Here is a 17,716-nt window from a genome sequence, read left to right as displayed (position 1 = left end):
ATATCAAGCAATGGATGAGTTAGGCGTTCCAACGGAGCAAGACTGTGGCAAGGGCGAAGCCGCCGGCTGGCCGCTGCTTTCCATAGAGCGCGCGCGCAAGGGCGGGCTGGTCGACCAGATCGTGGCCGCCATCACCGGCATGGTGGCGCGGCGCGAACTCTGCGTGGGCACCAAGATGCCCTCGGTGCGCCAGTTCGCCAAGTGTAATGGCGTGTCCACCTTTACAGTTGTGGAGTCCTACGACAGGCTGGTGACGCTGGGCTTGCTGTCCTCGCGGCGCGGATCGGGCTATTTCGTGGCCCGGCAGGACGTGCCCGCCACGCTGCTGCCGCTGCCACAGCACGCCATCCCGTCCGTCATCGACGCGCTCACGCCCGACCTGTACTCGGGCGCCTCGGACGCGCTGCCGGTGGGCGCCGGCTGGCTGCCGCCCGACTGGTACGGCGAGGACACGATACTGGACGCCGTGCGCCATGCCATGCGCATACCCGCCAACCGCCTGCGCGGCTACGGCCACCCGCTGGGCTTCCCGTCGCTGCGCCAGCACATGGCCAGCGTGCTCAGCGACGAGCTGTATCCGGTGGAGGCGGAACAGATCCTGCTGACGCACGGCGCCACCCACGCCTTCGACCTGATCCTGCGCACGCTGACCAAGCCGGGCGACACCGTGCTGGTGGAGGACCCCGGCTACAGCAACCTGCTCTCTCTTATTCGCCACCACGGCTGCGTGCCGGTCGGCATCCCGCGCGGCGAGAACGGGCTGGACATGGAGGCGCTGGCCGAACAGGCCAGAACCGCGCAGCCCAAGCTGATGTTCGTGAACACCGTGCTGCAAAACCCGCTCGGCACCTCGCTCACGCACGCGCAGGCGCACCGCCTGCTGGCCCTGGCCGAGCAGTTCGACTTCTGGCTGGTGGAGGACGACATCTACCGCGAGCTGACGCCGCGCGGCGAGGCCTCGCTGGCGGCCATGGACGGCCTGCGGCGCGTGATCCGCGTGGGCAGCTTCTCCAAGACGCTGTCGCCGGTGCTGCGGGTGGGCTCCATCTCCGCCTCCAACTCGCTGCTGCCGGAACTGCTGCGCGTGAAGATGCTGGCCGGGCTGACCACCTCAGAGATCAACGAGCGCGCGGTGTTCCACGCGATCACCGCCCGCCCCTACCGGCGCATGGTGGACAAGCTGGCCAGCCAGCTGGAGGCGGGACGCGCGCGCACCATGGACAACCTGGCCGCGGCCGGCCTGGCGCCGGTGGCGACGCCGCGCGGCGGCATGTTCGTCAGCGCCGGCTGGAACTGCCCGCCCACGCCGGAGCACAACGGCAAAGCCATCGCCGACCTGGCGCTGAAGTCCGGCATCCTGCTGTCGCCCAACGAATTCTTCATGCTGCGCCCCAGCCCCACGATCTGGTTCCGCTTCAACGCGGCCTACAGCGACGGGCCGCAACTGCGCCAGTTCCTGCAATCCGTCCGACCTTGCTGAAAGGGCCTCCCATGCCAGCAGCCAAACCAAAAACCGTGCTCAAAGCCGTTCCGGACGCCGCCCCGCCTCCCGCCCGCTCCTCGTCCAGCCAGCGCCGCATCCTCAACCGCGACAGGCTGGAGGCCGACATCGCCGCCGTGGCGGTGCGCGTGTTCGCCGAATGCGGCTACGAGGGCACGTCCATCGCCGCCATCGCGGAGAGCGCCGGGCTGTCCAAGCAAAACCTCATGTACTACTACCCCACCAAGCAGGCGCTGTACCAGCGCGTGCTGGACGACGTGCTGGACGAATGGCTGGCGCGCATGGAAAGCCTGGCCGACGAGGTGCACGATCCGCGCGACGTGCTGCGCGCTTACATCCAGGCCAAGCTGCGCTTCTCGCGCGAGCAGCCGTGGGCCTCGCGCGTGTACGCGATGGAAGTGATCAGCGGCGCGCAGTTGTACGGGGAGCAGATCCAGCGCCGCGTGGTGCCGCTGCTGCGCAAGGACATCGACGTGTTCGAAAAATGGATCGCCGCCGGCCGCATCGCGCCCGTCAACGCCACCCACCTGATCTTCATGATCTGGGCCATGACCCAGTCCTACGCCGACTTCTCGGCGCAAATGGCGCTGGTGCTGGGCCGCAAGCAGCTCACCCGCAAGGACTACGACGACGGCGAGGAGACCATCGTGCGCATGGTGATGGCCGCCATCAGCCTGCCCTCCGAACCGCGGTAGGCCCGCCGCGAACCGCCCTTCCCCGGTCCATGCGCTTTCGGAATAGTTGTATGCCGAAGCCGCATGGATGCCGCGCCTCGCCCGCCTACACTCCAGACTTCCCCTAAAGGGGATTGAACAAGAAAAATCCAATCAAGTCGTTCACTGGAGGAGTCAGCATGAGAAGCATCAAACTAACCACCTGGATCATGGCCGGCATGGTCCTGGGGATCGCGGTGGGCGCCGCCTGCCACGGCCAAGCCGCCTCGCCCGCCGCCGCCAAGGAGATCGCCGGCTATTTCAACCTCGTCACCGACATCTTCCTGCGGCTGATCAAGATGATCATCGCGCCGCTGGTGTTCGCGACGCTGGTGTCGGGCATCGCCGGCATGAGCGACGGCAAGGCGCTGGGCCGCATCGGCCTGAAGGCCTTCGCCTGGTTCGTCACCGCGTCCTTCATCTCGCTGTCGCTGGGACTGTTGTTCTCCAACCTGCTGCAGCCGGGCCAGTCCCTCGGGCTGCCGCTGCCGGAAGTGGGCGCGGCGACCAAGCTGGCCACCGCCAGCTTCAGCCTCAAGGACTTCATCACCCACCTGGTGCCGAAAAGCTTCTTCGAGGCGATGGCCACCAACGCCATCCTGCAAATCCTGGTGTTCTCGCTGTTCTTCGGCTGCGCGGTGGCTGCGGCGCGCCCGGGCGGCGCCGTCACGGTGATCAAGCTGACCGACGAGGTGGCCCACATCATGCTCACGCTGACGGGCTATGTGATGCGCTTCGCGCCGGTGGGCGTGTTCGCCGCCGTGGCGTCGGCCATCACGGTGCAGGGCTTCGACGCACTGGCCACCTACGGCAAGCTGCTGGGCAGCTTCTTCCTTGCCATCGCGGCGCTGTGGGCGGTGCTCATCGCGGCCGGCTTCGCGTTCCTGGGGCCGCGCGTGTTCACGCTGGTGAAGCTGCTGCGCGAGCCGATCATGCTGGGCTTCTCCACGGCCAGCAGCGAGTCCGCCTATCCCAAGCTGATGGAACAGCTGGAGAAGTTCGGCGTCAGCGGCAAGATCACCGGCTTCGTGCTGCCCCTGGGTTACTCGTTCAACCTGGACGGCTCCATGATGTACCAGGCCTTCGCGGCGCTGTTCATCGCCCAGGCCTACAACATCGACATGTCGCTGGGCCAGCAGTTGACCATGCTGCTGGTGCTGATGGTCAGCAGCAAGGGCATGGCCGGCGTGCCGCGCGGCTCGCTGGTGGTGGTGGCGGCCGTGCTGCCCATGTTCGGCCTGCCCGAGGCCGGGCTGCTGCTGATCATGGGCATAGACCAGATCCTGGACATGGCGCGCACCGGCACCAATGTGCTGGGCAACGGCGTCGCCACGGCCGTCGTGGCCAAGTGGGAGGGCCAGGCCGGCGGCGCGGCTGAAGGCGCGGCCGACACCGCGGACGTCGGCGCGCTGCCGGTGGGCGCGTCGGTGGCCGCATCGATGGCCGCCCGCTAATTCCCGCATCCACCCGCGCCGGCCGGGCCGTCCCCGCCGGCGTTTTCACGTCCGGAGTACATCATGCCTTTACTGAACAAACTATCGTTGGCCTGCGTCCTGTGCATCGCGGCCGCTGCCGCCGCCCATGCCGAGGAGCCGGCCGGCACCCTCCAGAAAATCAAGGCCAGCGGTGTCATCGCGGTCGGCTACCGGCCCGCGTCCGTGCCGTTTTCCATGCGCGACCGCGCGGGCACCCCGGCCGGCTACACGCTGGACCTGTGCGCGCGCATCATCGACAACGTGCGCAAGGAACTGGGGCTGGCCGACATCAAGGTCCGCCACGTGGAGGTCAAGTCCAGCGACCGTATCCAGAAGCTGCTCGATGGCGAGATCGACCTCGAATGCGGCTCCACCACCAACACCCGCGAGCGCTCGGCGCAGGTGACCTTCGCCAACACCATCTTCGTCACATCCAGCCGCATCCTGACGCTGGCCGCCTCCCCCATCAAGGGTATCGACGGCCTGAAGGGGCAGCGCGTGGCGATCGCCCAGGGGGCCAGCGTGGCGCCGCTGCTGAGCAAAATCGATGTGGAGAAGGGACTGAACATCCAGTACGTGCGGGTGAAGGACTTCGCCGAGGGCTTCCAGGCGCTGGAGGCCGGGCGGGTGGCCGCTTTTGTCAGCGACGACATCCAGTTCGCGCAGTACATCGCTAGGTCCACCCGTCCGCAGGACTACGCGGTGGTGGGCGAGCCGATCTCGGTCGACCCGCTGGGCATCATGATGCGGAGGCAGGACGCGCGGCTGCACGCCATCGCCAACCAGACCTTGGCGGGCCTGGCCGCCAGCGGCGAATTCGAGCGGATCTACGCGAAGTGGTTTGTGACTCCCACGCTGAAGTTCCCGATGGGCGAGACGCTGAGGAAGTTGTTGAAGGCGCCGAACAATCAGGCCAATTACTGATTCCGACGCCGTGAAGAGCGGCCCTGAGGGATGTCACTGGCAGGACAATTCACACGGGCTCCGGCTCCGGCAGTTGCGGGACGCTGGACCTTGGCCGTTCGTGCAGCTTCGCCGCGTTTCATTTGCTTCAAGGAGGTAAGCAAGTCGGGTGGAATTTTTTGCATTTCAGAGGGCATCTTTGACTCCTTTTCAGCTCTGCAAAAAAACGACGGCGGCACCACGCGCCCGCACAAGGCTCGGGGGCCGGGCTCAACCAACAAACGGTTCAGATCGTTGTTCGCTCTTGCTCGCGCGATCGAACCTTCATCGTCAGGTAGCGGTAAGTTTGAGTTTGCCAACCCCACGGAGGTTAACCTGCTGGCGAGCGATCCACAGGTCATGTGCATCCTGCATTGCAAGCCAACTCTCAGGGGAGCGTCCAATCGCCTTGGACAGCCGGAGCGCCATTTCTGGAGTAACGCGGCTGGAACCCTTGAGGACTCGGCTGAGCGTCGACGGCGCGACATCAAGCTTGTGCGCAAGCTCGCGCCCACTGACGCCGTTGGGCTCCAAGTAAATCTCGGTGATGAACTCACCGGGATGGGGAGGGTTGTGCATAGTCATTAGTGATAGTCCTCATAGTCCAAGACGTAGGCGTCACCATCAAGGAACTCAAATGTAATCCGCCAGTTACCGTTGACAGCAATGGACCACCGCCCGTACATCTCGCCTTTGAGCGCGTGAAGACGAAACCCTGGAATGTCCATATCCTCGATGGTTTGGGCGGTATCCAAAGCCGCCAGTTGCATCCGCAACCGTTTGGCATGACTGGCTTGCACACCTGAGGAGTTGCCCGTTTCAAAAAGTCGCCGCAAACCTTTGTGTCGAAACGATTTGATCATGCAATCACTGTAGCATGTTGCGCATCACGCAACAAGCGAACTAAGCGATCAAATCCAGTGACAGGCTCCGAAGGCGGCCTCGGAAAGGAAAGTTCGAGCTACGCATCCGGATTGATCCCTCCCGCTCGCAGGATTCGGCGACTGACAACAATCGCGGGAAGGACAGAGGCCCCCACGCGCACATGAACGCAGCAAAGCCTCCCTCATCGTAGGTTCGCCATCCGAGCATCACACGAACTAGAACCTGTTATATGCGAGGCACGCATCAGCCGAGCTGCTCGGCAAGCGCGACAATGATGCCTTCAGGCCCGCGGATGTAGGCCAGGCGGTACGTGGTCCCGTACTGCATTTCGCCAATAAGCTCGGCCCCATGAGCGCGCATGCGCGCAACGACAGCGTCGATGTCTTCAACGGAGAACATGACGCGACGGAAGCCCAGCGTGTTCACCGGTGCGTCCACAGGACCATACCTGATCGCGTTGGGCGTGTGGAACTTGTCCAGCTCAATACCCTGCCCATCGGGAGTCCGCATCATCGCGATGGTGGAGCGGACACGCTCGAGCCCGACCAGTTTGCCGATCAAAGGCCCTTCGACTGTCGTTTCACCCTCGAGCGTGAGGCCCAGTTCGATGAAGAAAGCCTTGACGGCTTCGAGATCGTCTACGACGATGAGGACGTTGTCCATCCGTTTGAGCGTCATATATTTCCTCTCCTCACTTCACCGCTGGTGCTTGTATTTGCCGCATGTGGCCGTCCGCTTGATGGATCGGTTAGGCCGCTGGAGTATCGGGAATAAGACGCTTGCCATAGCTCACAACATCGTCTTGTGCATAGCCTATGCGGCGATAGAACTCTATCGCTTCCGCGTTTGAAGACCGGACCTGAAGGTTGATCTTGGGGCAGCCAGCTTCGACCAACAGCGCTTCTATGTGGCTCATCAACGCTGAAGCGTGGCCCTGGGCTCGGTGGTCGGGAGCTACCGCGAGATAGTTGATCCAGCCGCGATGGCCGTCGAAACCCGCCATGGCCGTGGCTACGAGCCTGCCTTCAACGACTCCGACCAAGAACAACTCTCGCTGGACATTCAGCTTTCTGGCAATGTCTTTGGAGGGGTCGTTCCATGGACGTGTAAGGCCGCAATCACGCCAGAGCGCGATCACTCTCGACTGATCAGATTCTTCGTAGGGACGTACAAGCATAGAGGGCCTAACGGGAAAAATTCAGCCGCGCCGTAGGCGTCGGCTGCAATGCTTGGTTGGACCGTAAAAGCTTAGCGTTCATCGATTTTGCGCCCAGTGATCACAGACGTTGGCGATCACTTCACAATCACAAAACCCACCATGACTCTTGAGCCAAGCAATCGTCGGTTCACGGTCGGAGACATTCGCGGCCAGCCACTGGTCGGTGAAGCGTAACGTGTGGTCGCAGCCACTCTGTTCCAAGGAGGAATCTAATGCGGTAAAAAGCTGCTCCAGCGCTTCACTTGGAAGTGGAAATGCCGAGCGTGCCAAAGTCCGCTGTTCGTTTTTCCAAGCACGCTTGCGATTGCGGTCTGCATTATCCATACGAGCTATTTTTACCCGTCCCAACGTGAGTTTCGCCGGGCCGCGCGGTTTTTGCGCGGGTCCGGTGGAATGCGAGGTTGGGCAGCCAGGCTTCTAGCATAGCCAACTGTCGGTCGGCCCCTTTGGGGTGCGGCGCCATACAAACCTTGCGGCTACCACCAGCGTTAACGCTGCCATCGCCCAAAGGAAGGCAATGCCTGTCGAACCAGCCAAAGCAAAAACGCCTTCAACCAACCACGCCAAACGCCCTTTGAATGGAGGGGCCGAAGGAGAAAACCACTCATAGATGGCGAAGCCGGCTGGCACCAACGCAAGCGCAGCAAGCGCACGTACAAGCCACCGTCCCTCTTCGACACCCGTGCGTATGCGGACCGGTCTCATATGCCCAACGTGCAAAGTGAGCGGCTGGCCGCCCGGAAATTAAAACTTGGACCGCGTAGTTTCCGGCAAGTCCGTTCGAATGCTGGGTTGGCACGGAACCACCGCTGCCCAAAAGTGAACCTGAGCCCGAACGCCAAGGCCAAGTGCGGCGCCACCAAGAGCGAAGCGAGACCGGACACAAAATGCCGCCACGGTAGAGGAAAGGGGCGGGAGCCGCGAAACTCGCATGCCTGGGGCAAAACGCCAACCGAAACCATTGCTAAGAAAGATACCACAGGCCAAGACATTTTCGAAGCCGCAGAGCAAGATTTACCACCGGCTACGCCAAGCTCTGAGCAACGACCAGCGTTCAGCGGTAGACCAGACGTCAACGTACCGGCGTTCAGCTGAGAGCGCCAGAGGGAGGCCAAAGGCCGACCGACAAGCTCGTCAGCTGCAACGACATGATCCTCGACCTTAGAGCGAGGCAGCTCCCCGACGAATCGGTTGTCATGCGGTACCCAACCCGCGCATATCAGACTGATCAACCGTCGGAAAGCGGCTCCGTTCTGCTACCTACACGCTGTATGAAAACATCAAACAACGATTGACAGGTCAACACATATCAGTTGGGCGGCCGTCCTATTCCGAAGCGCGTATGCCCTTCGCGCTTTGCAGGTCTGTCCAGAAAGTCTCTGGAGTGCGGATGCCGCGATCTAGCACTGCAGCATAAACGTCCGCGCTGCCGAATCCACGCCGATACTCCGGGTGCCGCCAGCACCCCCTTTTTATCAGCAGGATCGCTTCTCGGGTCTCGGGATCCAACCGCGCCGCTATCCGCTCTGCAAACTCACGCGACGAATCAAACCCGGTGCGGTCGGTGGCCCAAACATCGATCTTCCACGCACCGGCGCGTTCATCTCCGAGGTAAACGCCCCAATACAAACCACGAGGCAATCCCTTGGTCGCAACGATCCTTTCGTCACGAAAATGCATGCGATGCGGCTTAAGGATCGACGATATCCGCGCGCCAAGAGCAAAGAACGCTTCTAAGTCAGGGGTCTCTCGGACAACGTGAATGTCGAGGTCTCGCCACGTCATCAGGCCCAACGCGTAGCTCCCGACCGGGTACGCTTCGCCATAGCGCGAAAGCGCGTCCGACAGGCCCGACCGAAGCAATTCGTCCGCCTCGGCGTGGAGCACTTCGTTCGTATCGTGCGTCATGGTGCGCCCAGTCCGCCCAACGTGAGAATTCAGCGGGCGCCGCAGGCGATTCGCTGGAATGAAAGGTTGGGCTTTACATTGCGGGGAACCATACGGTCCTTTCAGTTTCTGCGTCTACCAAAACGATGACGTGGTCTGGGTTTATCACCGCAACATTTTCGTCAAGCGAGACGAGATCGAACAGTACCGACCAGTAAGCAACGCCGAGGCCCAAAACATCGTGCCCGAAGCCACCATTTTCGAAACGAGCACTCGCGTCACCGATGCGAAGTTGAAACTTCGAGTCCAGGTACGCTGCTTCAGCAAAGTTCCTAGCCACTGAGATTGCTCGTTCTTCGTTAATGCTCATTGAAGGGCCCAACGTAAAGTAGACACCCGAATCGCCACCTCTTCTCCCGACCAAGTCTTGAGATTCCGCATGGAGGACCAGTGCCTTTATTTCATTATCAAAGAGTTACCGCACTTTAGCACACCCGAATCCTAAGGACCAACAGCACCTTGGAGATGGCATAGCCGAAGCAAAACCAACGCTGCTGGACGAAGTGCAGGACAGAATCCGATCAAGCGCGACAACATTCACACCGGGGAGTTGGCATGCTGGCCGCAGTCCCTCAGCGTTTGCATGACCGGCGCTTTGTCCCGCTAAATAAGGAATGGCCCGATCATCAGCACGATCGGGCCGTCAAGAAAACCTGAGCGCTATGCCATTTAAGTCATGAAAAAAGACCTCAACGGCAACACCCGTGCGGGCCGTTTTTTTAGAAGGTATGTCGCACGCCCAGATTGAAGGCGGTGTCACCCGACCCAGCATCGGTGGCGTTGCCAACGCGGAAGGCGGCGCCGTTACTGTTATCGATGTGGCCGTAGGCTGCATACAGGTCTGTGCGCTTGGACAGGCCGTACAGATAGGCCGCAGCCCATTGCCGCGCATCGCGCGCGGCGGGTGCGCCGTCGCGGTGCACGATCACCGAGGCGAGCACCTTGTGCGCGCCGCCCAGCGGCACGGTCAGCCCCAGCAGCGTGTCGCGGCTGTCGGCGCCGGCCAGGCCCTGGTTGCGTGCGTGCGCCAGGCTGGCGACAACCACGCCGAAGTCGTACTTCACGGCCAGCAGCGTGTTGCTGGCGTGGTCGCTGGCGGTGGCGTTCTCGCGCCGATGGTGCACCAGGTGGGCGCCGAAGCGGCCCTGCGTATAGGCCAGCCCCGTGCCCAGGCTGCGATTGCGCGCGCCATTACCGGGCGCCTCGCCCGCCCCATAGGCGACATCAACCGACCAGCCCAGGTAGCGCGGACTCTGGTACTCCACCATGTTGTCCACCCGCGTATTGCCCACCATGATGTTGAGCGAATTGCCCGCCAAGCCGATGCCGAACGGGTCGACCACGTCGCGCATCACCTTGTAGTACGGCGAATACTGTCGCCCCAGAGACACCGCGCCGGCCGCGCCGGACAGGCCCACGAAGGCTTGCCGTCCGAACAGCAAGCCGCCCTGCCCCGCCGTTCCGGTGTCGATGTTGTAGCCGTTCTCAAGCTGGAAGAAGGCGGCCATGCCGCCGCCCAGGTCCTCTTTTCCCTTGAAGCCGATGCGGTTGCCCGAGGCGACGCCGCTGCTGACCGCGTTGACGTGTCCGGCGCTGCCGCCGCTTTCGTACACAAGACCCGCGTCGGCGACGCCGTACAGGACGACGCTCGATTGCGCATGGACGAACGGGATGGCGCCGGCCAGCAGGGCCGCGGCGATGATGGGGGACTTCATCTTAATCTCCTGATTATTATGGGGGCGGCAAAAAACTCAAACGGCGGCGACCGGCCGCGGCTGCGTCAGGCTGGCGGGCTGCAGTACCCGGTCCAACTCCGCCGGGCTGAGCAGATCGCGCTCCAGCACCAGCTGGCGCACGCCGCGTCCGCTGGCCAGCGCGTCCTGCGCCAGCCGGGTGGCGGCCTCGTAGCCGATGAAGGGGTTGAGCGCCGTGACCAGGCCGATCGAGTTGTCGACCTGCGCCTGCAGGTGGTCGACGTTGGCGACGATGCCGTCCACGCAGCGGCTGGCCAGCACGCGGCAACCGGCGTCCAGGTGGGCGATGCTGTTGAACAGCGCGTAGGCGATGATGGGTTCGAAGGCGTTCAGTTGCAGCTGTCCGCCCTCGGCGGCGAAGCTGATGGTCACGTCGTTGCCCAGCACCTCGAAGGCGATCTGGTTCACCACTTCGGGAATTACCGGATTGACCTTGCCGGGCATGATGCTGGAGCCGGCCTGCATGGACGGCAGGCTGATTTCGCCCAGCCCCGCGCGCGGGCCGCTGGACAGCAGGCGCAGGTCGTTGCAAATCTTGGACAGCTTGAGCGCCGCGCGCTTGAGCACGCCGGACAGCTGGACGAAGGCGCCCACGTCCTGCGTGGCGGCGATCAGGTCCGGCGCCGTGGTCAGCGCCACGCCGCTCAGTTGGGACAAGGCCTCGCACACCAGCCGCGCGTACTCGGGATGGCTGTTGATGCCGGTGCCGATGGCGGTCGCACCCAGGTTGATCTCGCCCAGCAGCGCGGCCGCCTCGGCCAGCCTGGCCTGGTCGTCCGCCAGCATCACGGCGTAGGTGCGGAACTCCTGGCCCAAGGTCATCGGCACCGCGTCCTGCAGCTGGGTGCGGCCCATCTTCAGCACGTCGGCGAACTCGTCGGCCTTGGCGCCGAACGAGCGGCGCAACTGTTCCATGGCGGCCAGCAGGCGGAGCGCGCCGGCGTGGGCGGCCAGCCGCAGCGCGGTCGGGTACACGTCGTTGGTGCTCTGGCCGAGGTTGACGTGCTCGTTGGGATGCAGCACCTTGTAGGCGCCGCGCGGCTGTCCCAGCAGCTCAAGCGCGCGGTTGGCGATGACCTCGTTGGCGTTCATGTTGGTGGACGTTCCCGCGCCGCCCTGGATCATGTCCACCACGAACTCGCCGTGCAGCCGGCCGTCGCGGATCTCCTGGCAGGCGGCGATGATGGCGTCCGCCAGCTCCGGCTCGAGCAGGCCGAGCTGGCGGTTGGCGACTGCCGCCGCCTGCTTGACGGTGGCCAGCGCCGCGACCAGGTCGGCGTTGCGGCCGATGGGCGTGCCGCTGATGGGGAAGTTTTCCACGGCGCGCAGCGTGTGGATGCCGTAGTAGGCCTGTTGCGGTATGGCGCGTTCGCCGAGAAGGTCGCGCTCGGTGCGGTGTTCGGTGGATGACATGCTGGGTCCTTTTAGAATGGCACGCGTCGGGAAATCGACGAACTCATTCTAGGGACGGGCCCCGCCCTAACTATTCCGATCGGACATAGATTGATGCCGGCCGGGAATGCCCCGCTATCCCAGCTTGGCCCACAACTCGTCCAGCATGGGCTTGCGCCGGTCGATGGCGCGGAACAGGCGGATTTCCAGTCGCATGGTCCACTGGTCGCCGCCGGCGCGCACCAGCTTGCCCTCGGCCAGCTCGCGCGCGATGCAGCTCTCCGGCAGCCAGGCCAGGCCGTGCCCGGACAGGGCCATGGTCTTCAGCAGCTCGGCCAGGTCGCTCTCGTAGCAGTTTTGCAGGCAGCCCGGCTGGCCGGCGCGGGTCTGGATGCGCTGCACCACGCGGCCGAAGTAGGAGGTGGCCGTGTAGGCCAGGTAAGGCAGGGGCGCGGCCTTGCCGCCGGGCAGGCAGTAGGCGGGCGAGCCGGCCCGGTTGGGCACCGACACCGGCATCACCGTCTCGTCGCCCAGGTGCAGGTATTCGAAACGCTTCGGGTCCAGCTCGATGGGCAGCTCGGCGTGGTGGTAGCACAACAGCAGGTCGCAATTGCCCTCCACCAGCGACAGCACGGAATCGTGGATGTTGGCCGGCAAGATGCGGGCGCGCAGCGGCCCGTGCCGCGCCTGCGCCGAGTTCAGCCAGTTGGGGAAGAAGTTCAGCGCCAGGGCGTGGCCGGCGGACACGCGCAGCACCTGGTCGCTGGTTTCCTGCACGCGCAGCACGGCGCGCGTGTCGTTCAGCAGCCGCATCGCCTCGGTGGCGGCCACGCTGAACATCTTGCCGGCCGGCGTGAGCACCAGCGGATAGGTGCTGCGGTCCACCAGGTCCGCGCCCACCCAGGCCTCGAGCGACTGGATGCGCCGGCTCAGGGCCGACTGCGTCACGCTGCGGTCCTCGGCCGAGCGCGAGAAATTGCGCGTCTGCGCCAGGCTCAAGAAATCTTCCAGCCATTTGATGTCCATCGGTCCGCTCTCCATAGTGCCGACGCGTATTGTAGGGCCGCGCCGCGCCGGGGTTTATGCCGTAAAAGCATGAAGCCATCACAAACTTGCATAATCGCGCGGGCCAGGCTCCGGTATCGTTGCGCCAATGATAGACGCAAGGACTTTCCCCATGACCCACAGCTCCGCCCCCCGCCACCTCGCCATCATCGGCGGCCTCGGCCGCCTGGCCGGCGCCGACCTGCACGGCAAGCTGCTGCGGACCCTGGCCGCGCGCGGCGCCACCGGGCGCTACCGCGTGACGTTCGAGCAAAGCCGCTACGAGCGGGGCGCGGGCACCGGCGCCGAGCCGGCCCTGATCGGCGGACGCAAGCTGTATCTCTACGATAGCATGGAGCTGCTCGAGCAATGCCGGGCCGACGGCGTGCTGCTGCCCTGCTTCATCAGCCACACCTTCCTGGACGAACTGCAGGCCGAACTGCACGTTCCCGTGCTGAACATGATGACGGCGCTGGCCCGGCACCTGGACGACGCCGGGCCGCGCAGGCTGGGCGTGCTGTGCACCAGCTACGTGCGGGAGCGGGGCTTGTTCGAGCGGTATTTCGGCGCCGCCACACTGCTCTATCCGTCGGACGAGACGCAGGCCGGCTGCGTGCTGCCCGCCATGTACGGCGACGACGGCGTGCTGGCCGGCCACGCCGGCGGCGCCGCGCTGGAGCGGCTGCACCGGGCCTGCGAGGACTTGCTGGCGCAGGGGGCCGAGCTGATCGTGCCCGGCGCCAGCGAAATCGCCGTGCTGGCTGGGGCGCTGCGCGAGCGCGGCCTGCCCGTCGTCGACAGCCACCAAGTCTATGTGGACCACGCGCTGGCGCACCACGAGGGCCAGCGCCCGCCGGCGTTCAAGCTGGGCATCATCGGCGGCATCGGCCCGGCCGCCACCGTCGATTTCATGCAGAAGATCATCCGCAACACCAGCGCCGAGCGCGACCAGGACCACATCCGCCTGATCGTCGACCACAACCCGCAGATCCCGGACCGCACGGCCAACCTGGTCGGCCAGGGCGCCGATCCCACGCTGGCGCTCTACTCCGCCTGCAAGCGCCTGGAGGCTAACGGCGCGGCGCTCATCGCCATGCCCTGCAACACCGCGCACGCCTACGTGGCGCGGCTGCAGCCCGGCCTGTCCGTCCCCATCGTCAACATGCTGTCGGAGACCGTGCGCCACATCGGCGAGCATTGCGCGGGCCACGCCACGGTGGGCCTGCTGGCCACCACGGGCACCGTGGACAGTGGCGTCTACCACGAGGCCGCGCGCGGCGCCGCCTTCGAGCTGATCGTGCCGGACGCCGCCCACCAGGCGCTGGTGATGGAGGCCATCTACGGCAAGCTCGGCGTCAAGGCCGGCCACGTCGACGGCGCGTGCAGGGAGCAGCTGCTGCGCGCGCTGGCCCACCTGGCCGAACGCGGCGCCACCGTGGTCATACTCGGCTGCACCGAGCTGCCCCTGCTGCTGCCGGAGCATCCGGCCTACGAGGCCGGCGGGCGCGCCGTCGTGCTGCTCGACCCCACCGCCATCCTGGCGCGCCGCTGCGTGGCCCTCTCGGCCGGGGCGGGCGGCTAGACCGGAACGCGCGGCGCGCTGTATTATTAGCAATTGTGCAAGCGAGGAGCCGACGCGAGATGACCATTTTTTCACCCTTCACCCTGACCACCGCCCGACTGGCGCTGCGCTTCCTGCGCGACGCGGACGCGGCGGCGCTGTACCCCATCTATTCGGACACCGAGGCCATGGCGTACTGGAGCACGGCGCCCTGGACCGATCCGGCGCAGGCGGCCGCCTTCGTCGCCGACACCCTGGCGAACTACGACAAGGGCACGGCGCTGTGCCTGGCCATCACGCTGGCCGAAACGGGCGAACTGGTGGGGGTGTGCAAGCTGTACGCCTTCAGCCGGCAGAACCGCCGTTGCGATATCGGCTACATGCTCGGCCGCGCGCACTGGGGCAAGGGCTATATGCAGGAAGCGCTGCCGGCGCTGATACGGCACGCCTTCGGGCCGCTGGAGCTGCGCCGCATCGAGGCCGACATCGACCCGCGCAACAGCGGCTCGGCCAGGCTGCTGGAACGTTTGCATTTTCGCCACGAGGGCCATATGCGCGAGCGCTGGATCGTCGACGGCCAGGTCTGCGACACCGACTTCTACGGCCTGCTGCGCTCCGACTGGGAAGCCGCCCACGCCGCCTAGCCGCGGCTTAACCCGCTTAATCGCCCATTCGTCGGAATCCGCCCCGGCGGCCGCGCCTCCTTGGTACAGTTACACCATCGACACCCCGGAGGCATTTCATGAAAACCATCAACCGCTCTTTCACCGACGTGCTGCGCGAGGTTGGCAAAGCGGCCACCCACATCGGCCATTTCTTCATGCGCACGCTGTCGCGCATGTCGTGGCCGGCGCTGCTGGCCAGCTGCGTCATGCTGGCCCTGCTGCTGACCATCCTGCCGCTGGCGCTGACCCTGTTCGCCGTGTTCCTGCTGCTGAAGATCGCCGTGTCCATGATCGCGGCCTACCACGATAAGAAGCGCAACGGCCGCTACACCCCGCACAAGGAACACTGACATGGCCTTCAGCCGCACGAAAAAGGGCACCCGCAGCGTGTTCGCCTTCATCCGCGAACTCGGCGAGACCGCGCGCACGCTGTGGTGGGCCTTTTTCGACTGGCTGGCGCAGGTGGAGTGGCGCCAGCTGATCATCATCTGCCTCCTGATCATCCTGGTCGCCGCGCCCTTGCGCATGGGCGAACAGGCCAGCATGTTCATGCTCGTGTCCATCGGCCTGAAGGTGCTGGCCGGCGGCAAGCGCCGCGCCGAGACCGAGGCGCGCGTGGCCACCGAGCAGGCCGACACCGAGACGCTGGAACGGCGCCTGGTGGAGGCGCAGATGGCGGCGCTGCAGGCGCAGGTGGAGCCGCACTTCCTGTTCAACACGCTGGCCCTGATCGGCCAGCTGATCGAAACCGACCCGCCGCAGGCGGCGAAAATCCACACCCACCTAATCGACTACCTGCGCGCCACGCTGCCGCAGATGCGCGCCAAGGGCAACGGCACGCTGGGCCGCCAGATCGAGATGTCGCGCGCCTACCTCGCCATCATGCAGGCGCGCATGAAGGAGCGGCTGGCGGTGTCCATCGACGTCACGCCCGACCTGCTGAGCGCGTCCTTCCCGCCCATGATGTTGCAGACGCTGATCGAAAACGCCATCAAGCACGGCCTGGAGCCGAAGATCGAGGGCGGCCGCATCGACATCCGCGCCTCGGCGTCGTCCACCGCCGCCGGCAACGTGCTGCAGGTGGAGGTGCAGGACGACGGCGTGGGCTTCGACCTGCACGCCGGCGACGGCCTGGGCCTGAACAACGTGCGCGAGCGCCTGCGCCTGCTGTACGGCGCGCGCGCCCAGCTGATCCTGGAGGCGCCGCACGACGGCGGCGCCCGCGCCATCGTGCGCCTGCCGTTCACGCCGGACATCTTCGCCGGGAGCAAACCGTGATGGACCGCAAGCCCACCGCGCTGATCGCCGACGACGAGGAGCCCATGCGCCAGCTGCTGCGCAGCCGCCTGCACGAGGCCTGGCCGGAACTGGAGATCGTGGCCGAGGCGGTCAACGGCATCGAGGCCATCGCGCTCACCGGGCTGCACCAGCCGGACATCGTGTTCCTCGACATTCGCATGCCCGGCCTGTCCGGCATCGAGGCGGCGCGCATGCTGTTCAACCGCTGCCACATCGTGTTCGTCACCGCCTACGACCAGTACGCCATCGAGGCCTTCGAGCAGGGCGCGCTGGACTACCTGCTGAAACCGGCCGGCGGCGAGCGCCTGCGCACCACCGTCGCGCGGCTGCGGGAGCGGCTCGGCAAAACGCCGGCCAATATCGAACGCCAGCTGAGCGAACTGCTGCAACGCTCCGGCGCCCCGGCCGCCGCCGCGAAAAAGCCGGTCGAGTACCTGCGCTGGATCCAGGCCATGGTGGGCAGCAACCTGCGCATGATCAGCACGCGCGAGGTGTTGTTTTTCCGCGCCGACGAAAAATACACGCGCGTGCAGACGCTGCAGGGCGAGGTCCTGATCCGCAAGACGCTGAAGGAACTGGAGGACGAGCTCGATCCGAACGAGTTCTGGCGCATCCACCGCTCCACCTTGGTGCGGGTGGACGCCATCGCCGAGGTGAAGCGCGACCTGCGCGGCAGGCAGATGGTACGCGTGCGCAATTTCGACGAGGAATTGGAAGTTAGCCGCGGGAACGCGCACCTGTTCCAACAGATGTAAACACCTCGAAAACCCGCGCCTCTACAGCTTGCTGGCCCTTGTTAGCTGGTCTATATTGTTTTGAACGTCACACCTGACCAAGGGAGAGCAAGCATGACCAGTATACCGAAGGGTACCCGCGCCACCGTCCTGCCCTGTCTGCGCTACCGCGACGCCCCGGCGGCCATCGCCTGGCTATGCGACACGCTGGGGTTCGAACGTTCACTGGTCGTGCCCAACGAGGATGGCACCATCGCCCACGCGCAGCTTACCTACGGTAACGGAATGGTCCTGCTGAGTTCCATTTTCGACACGGAATTCGGGCGGCTGATGACGCAGCCCTCGAAGACCGGCATGCGCGTCACGCAAAGCTGCTACCTGGTGGTGAACGACGCCGACCACGTGCACGCGCGCGCGGTCGAGGCCGGCGCGCCGATCGAGATGGCGCTGCAGGACGAGGATTACGGCGGCCGCGGCTTCACCTGCCGCGACCCCGAGGGCAACATCTGGAGCATCGGCACCTACGATCCGTGGGCAAACTGATCAATCCCGTAGGGCGGACTCCCAGTCCGCCGGATTAGCGCA

Annotated in this window: 20 protein-coding genes; 10 read left to right on the top strand and 10 right to left on the bottom strand. The window is 65.0% G+C overall.

Going from position 1 to position 17,716, the window contains the following annotated elements; translation table 11 throughout:
* Positions 1–10 precede the first annotated feature (10 nt).
* The 4 genes from BM436_RS01865 to BM436_RS01850 all read left to right on the top strand — a co-directional run bounded on the left by BM436_RS01865 (position 11) and on the right by BM436_RS01850 (position 4,613).
* Positions 11–1,480 carry an aminotransferase-like domain-containing protein gene (locus tag BM436_RS01865; RefSeq protein WP_093552864.1) on the top strand — a complete coding sequence of 490 codons (1,470 nt, stop codon included), beginning with the start codon at positions 11–13 and terminating at the stop codon, positions 1,478–1,480.
* 11 nt (positions 1,481–1,491) lie between these two features.
* Complete coding sequence (locus tag BM436_RS01860; RefSeq protein ID WP_093552862.1) at positions 1,492–2,196, top strand: TetR/AcrR family transcriptional regulator; 705 nt, start codon at positions 1,492–1,494, stop codon at positions 2,194–2,196.
* Between the two features lie 158 nt (positions 2,197–2,354).
* Positions 2,355–3,668: a dicarboxylate/amino acid:cation symporter gene (locus tag BM436_RS01855; protein ID WP_093552860.1), complete on the top strand. Its 1,314-nt coding sequence runs from the start codon at positions 2,355–2,357 to the stop codon at positions 3,666–3,668.
* A gap of 63 nt (positions 3,669–3,731) precedes the next feature.
* Complete coding sequence (locus BM436_RS01850) at positions 3,732–4,613, top strand: amino acid ABC transporter substrate-binding protein (protein ID WP_093552858.1); 882 nt, start codon at positions 3,732–3,734, stop codon at positions 4,611–4,613.
* A 309-nt stretch (positions 4,614–4,922) separates the two neighbouring features.
* Here the strand turns inward: BM436_RS01850 and BM436_RS01845 are convergent, their stop codons facing one another.
* From BM436_RS01845 to BM436_RS01800, 10 genes are all read right to left on the bottom strand, one after another.
* Positions 4,923–5,216, bottom strand: a complete 294-nt coding sequence (locus tag BM436_RS01845) for a HigA family addiction module antitoxin (RefSeq protein ID WP_093552856.1) — start codon at positions 5,214–5,216, stop codon at positions 4,923–4,925.
* Positions 5,216–5,494, bottom strand: a complete 279-nt coding sequence (locus BM436_RS01840) for a type II toxin-antitoxin system RelE/ParE family toxin (RefSeq protein WP_093552854.1) — start codon at positions 5,492–5,494, stop codon at positions 5,216–5,218. The genes BM436_RS01845 and BM436_RS01840 overlap by 1 nt, the downstream gene beginning before the upstream one ends.
* Positions 5,495–5,759: 265 nt before the next feature.
* Positions 5,760–6,194 carry a VOC family protein gene (locus BM436_RS01835; RefSeq protein WP_093552852.1) on the bottom strand — a complete coding sequence of 145 codons (435 nt, stop codon included), beginning with the start codon at positions 6,192–6,194 and terminating at the stop codon, positions 5,760–5,762.
* Between the two features lie 70 nt (positions 6,195–6,264).
* Complete coding sequence (locus BM436_RS01830) at positions 6,265–6,693, bottom strand: GNAT family acetyltransferase (RefSeq protein WP_093552850.1); 429 nt, start codon at positions 6,691–6,693, stop codon at positions 6,265–6,267.
* Between the two features lie 78 nt (positions 6,694–6,771).
* Positions 6,772–7,059, bottom strand: coding sequence for a DUF2695 domain-containing protein (locus tag BM436_RS01825; protein WP_093552848.1), 288 nt, complete (start codon positions 7,057–7,059; stop codon positions 6,772–6,774).
* 1,002 nt (positions 7,060–8,061) lie between these two features.
* Entirely contained in the window at positions 8,062–8,643 is a 582-nt protein-coding gene (locus BM436_RS01820; RefSeq protein ID WP_093552846.1) for a hypothetical protein, read from the bottom strand.
* Positions 8,644–8,716: 73 nt separating this feature from the next.
* Positions 8,717–8,992 carry a hypothetical protein gene (locus tag BM436_RS01815; RefSeq protein WP_143132887.1) on the bottom strand — a complete coding sequence of 92 codons (276 nt, stop codon included), beginning with the start codon at positions 8,990–8,992 and terminating at the stop codon, positions 8,717–8,719.
* Between the two features lie 409 nt (positions 8,993–9,401).
* Positions 9,402–10,397 (bottom strand): porin, encoded by a 996-nt coding sequence (locus BM436_RS01810; protein ID WP_093552842.1) that lies wholly within the window; start codon positions 10,395–10,397, stop codon positions 9,402–9,404.
* A gap of 36 nt (positions 10,398–10,433) precedes the next feature.
* Positions 10,434–11,849, bottom strand: coding sequence for an aspartate ammonia-lyase (locus tag BM436_RS01805; protein ID WP_093552840.1), 1,416 nt, complete (start codon positions 11,847–11,849; stop codon positions 10,434–10,436).
* Between the two features lie 114 nt (positions 11,850–11,963).
* Complete coding sequence (locus tag BM436_RS01800) at positions 11,964–12,854, bottom strand: LysR substrate-binding domain-containing protein (RefSeq protein WP_093552838.1); 891 nt, start codon at positions 12,852–12,854, stop codon at positions 11,964–11,966.
* Between the two features lie 151 nt (positions 12,855–13,005).
* Here BM436_RS01800 and cuyB point away from each other — a divergent pair, with 151 nt between their 5' ends.
* The 6 genes from cuyB (at position 13,006) to BM436_RS01770 (ending at position 17,674) form a co-directional block, all read left to right on the top strand.
* Positions 13,006–14,454 (top strand): cysteate racemase, encoded by a 1,449-nt coding sequence (cuyB, locus tag BM436_RS01795; RefSeq protein WP_093552836.1) that lies wholly within the window; start codon positions 13,006–13,008, stop codon positions 14,452–14,454.
* Between the two features lie 59 nt (positions 14,455–14,513).
* A complete protein-coding gene (locus tag BM436_RS01790; protein WP_093552834.1) occupies positions 14,514–15,077 on the top strand; it encodes a GNAT family N-acetyltransferase in 564 nt (187 codons plus the stop codon).
* Between the two features lie 98 nt (positions 15,078–15,175).
* A complete protein-coding gene (locus BM436_RS01785) occupies positions 15,176–15,448 on the top strand; it encodes a hypothetical protein (protein WP_093552832.1) in 273 nt (90 codons plus the stop codon).
* Position 15,449: 1 nt separating this feature from the next.
* Entirely contained in the window at positions 15,450–16,376 is a 927-nt protein-coding gene (locus BM436_RS01780; RefSeq protein ID WP_093552830.1) for a sensor histidine kinase, read from the top strand.
* Entirely contained in the window at positions 16,376–17,152 is a 777-nt protein-coding gene (locus tag BM436_RS01775) for a LytR/AlgR family response regulator transcription factor (protein WP_093552828.1), read from the top strand. Before BM436_RS01780 ends, BM436_RS01775 begins: the two co-directional genes overlap by 1 nt.
* Before the next feature lie 93 nt (positions 17,153–17,245).
* The gene (locus BM436_RS01770) at positions 17,246–17,674 is read left to right on the top strand and encodes a VOC family protein (RefSeq protein WP_093552826.1); all 429 of its coding nucleotides are present in this window, start codon (positions 17,246–17,248) and stop codon (positions 17,672–17,674) included.
* Positions 17,675–17,716: the final 42 nt, after the last annotated feature.

The organism is Pseudoduganella namucuonensis, from assembly GCF_900116645.1.
GTDB lineage: Bacteria > Pseudomonadota > Gammaproteobacteria > Burkholderiales > Burkholderiaceae_D > Rugamonas > Rugamonas namucuonensis.
Note: the sequence above shows the minus strand (reverse complement) of the source record. Positions and strands in the feature narration are given on the sequence as shown.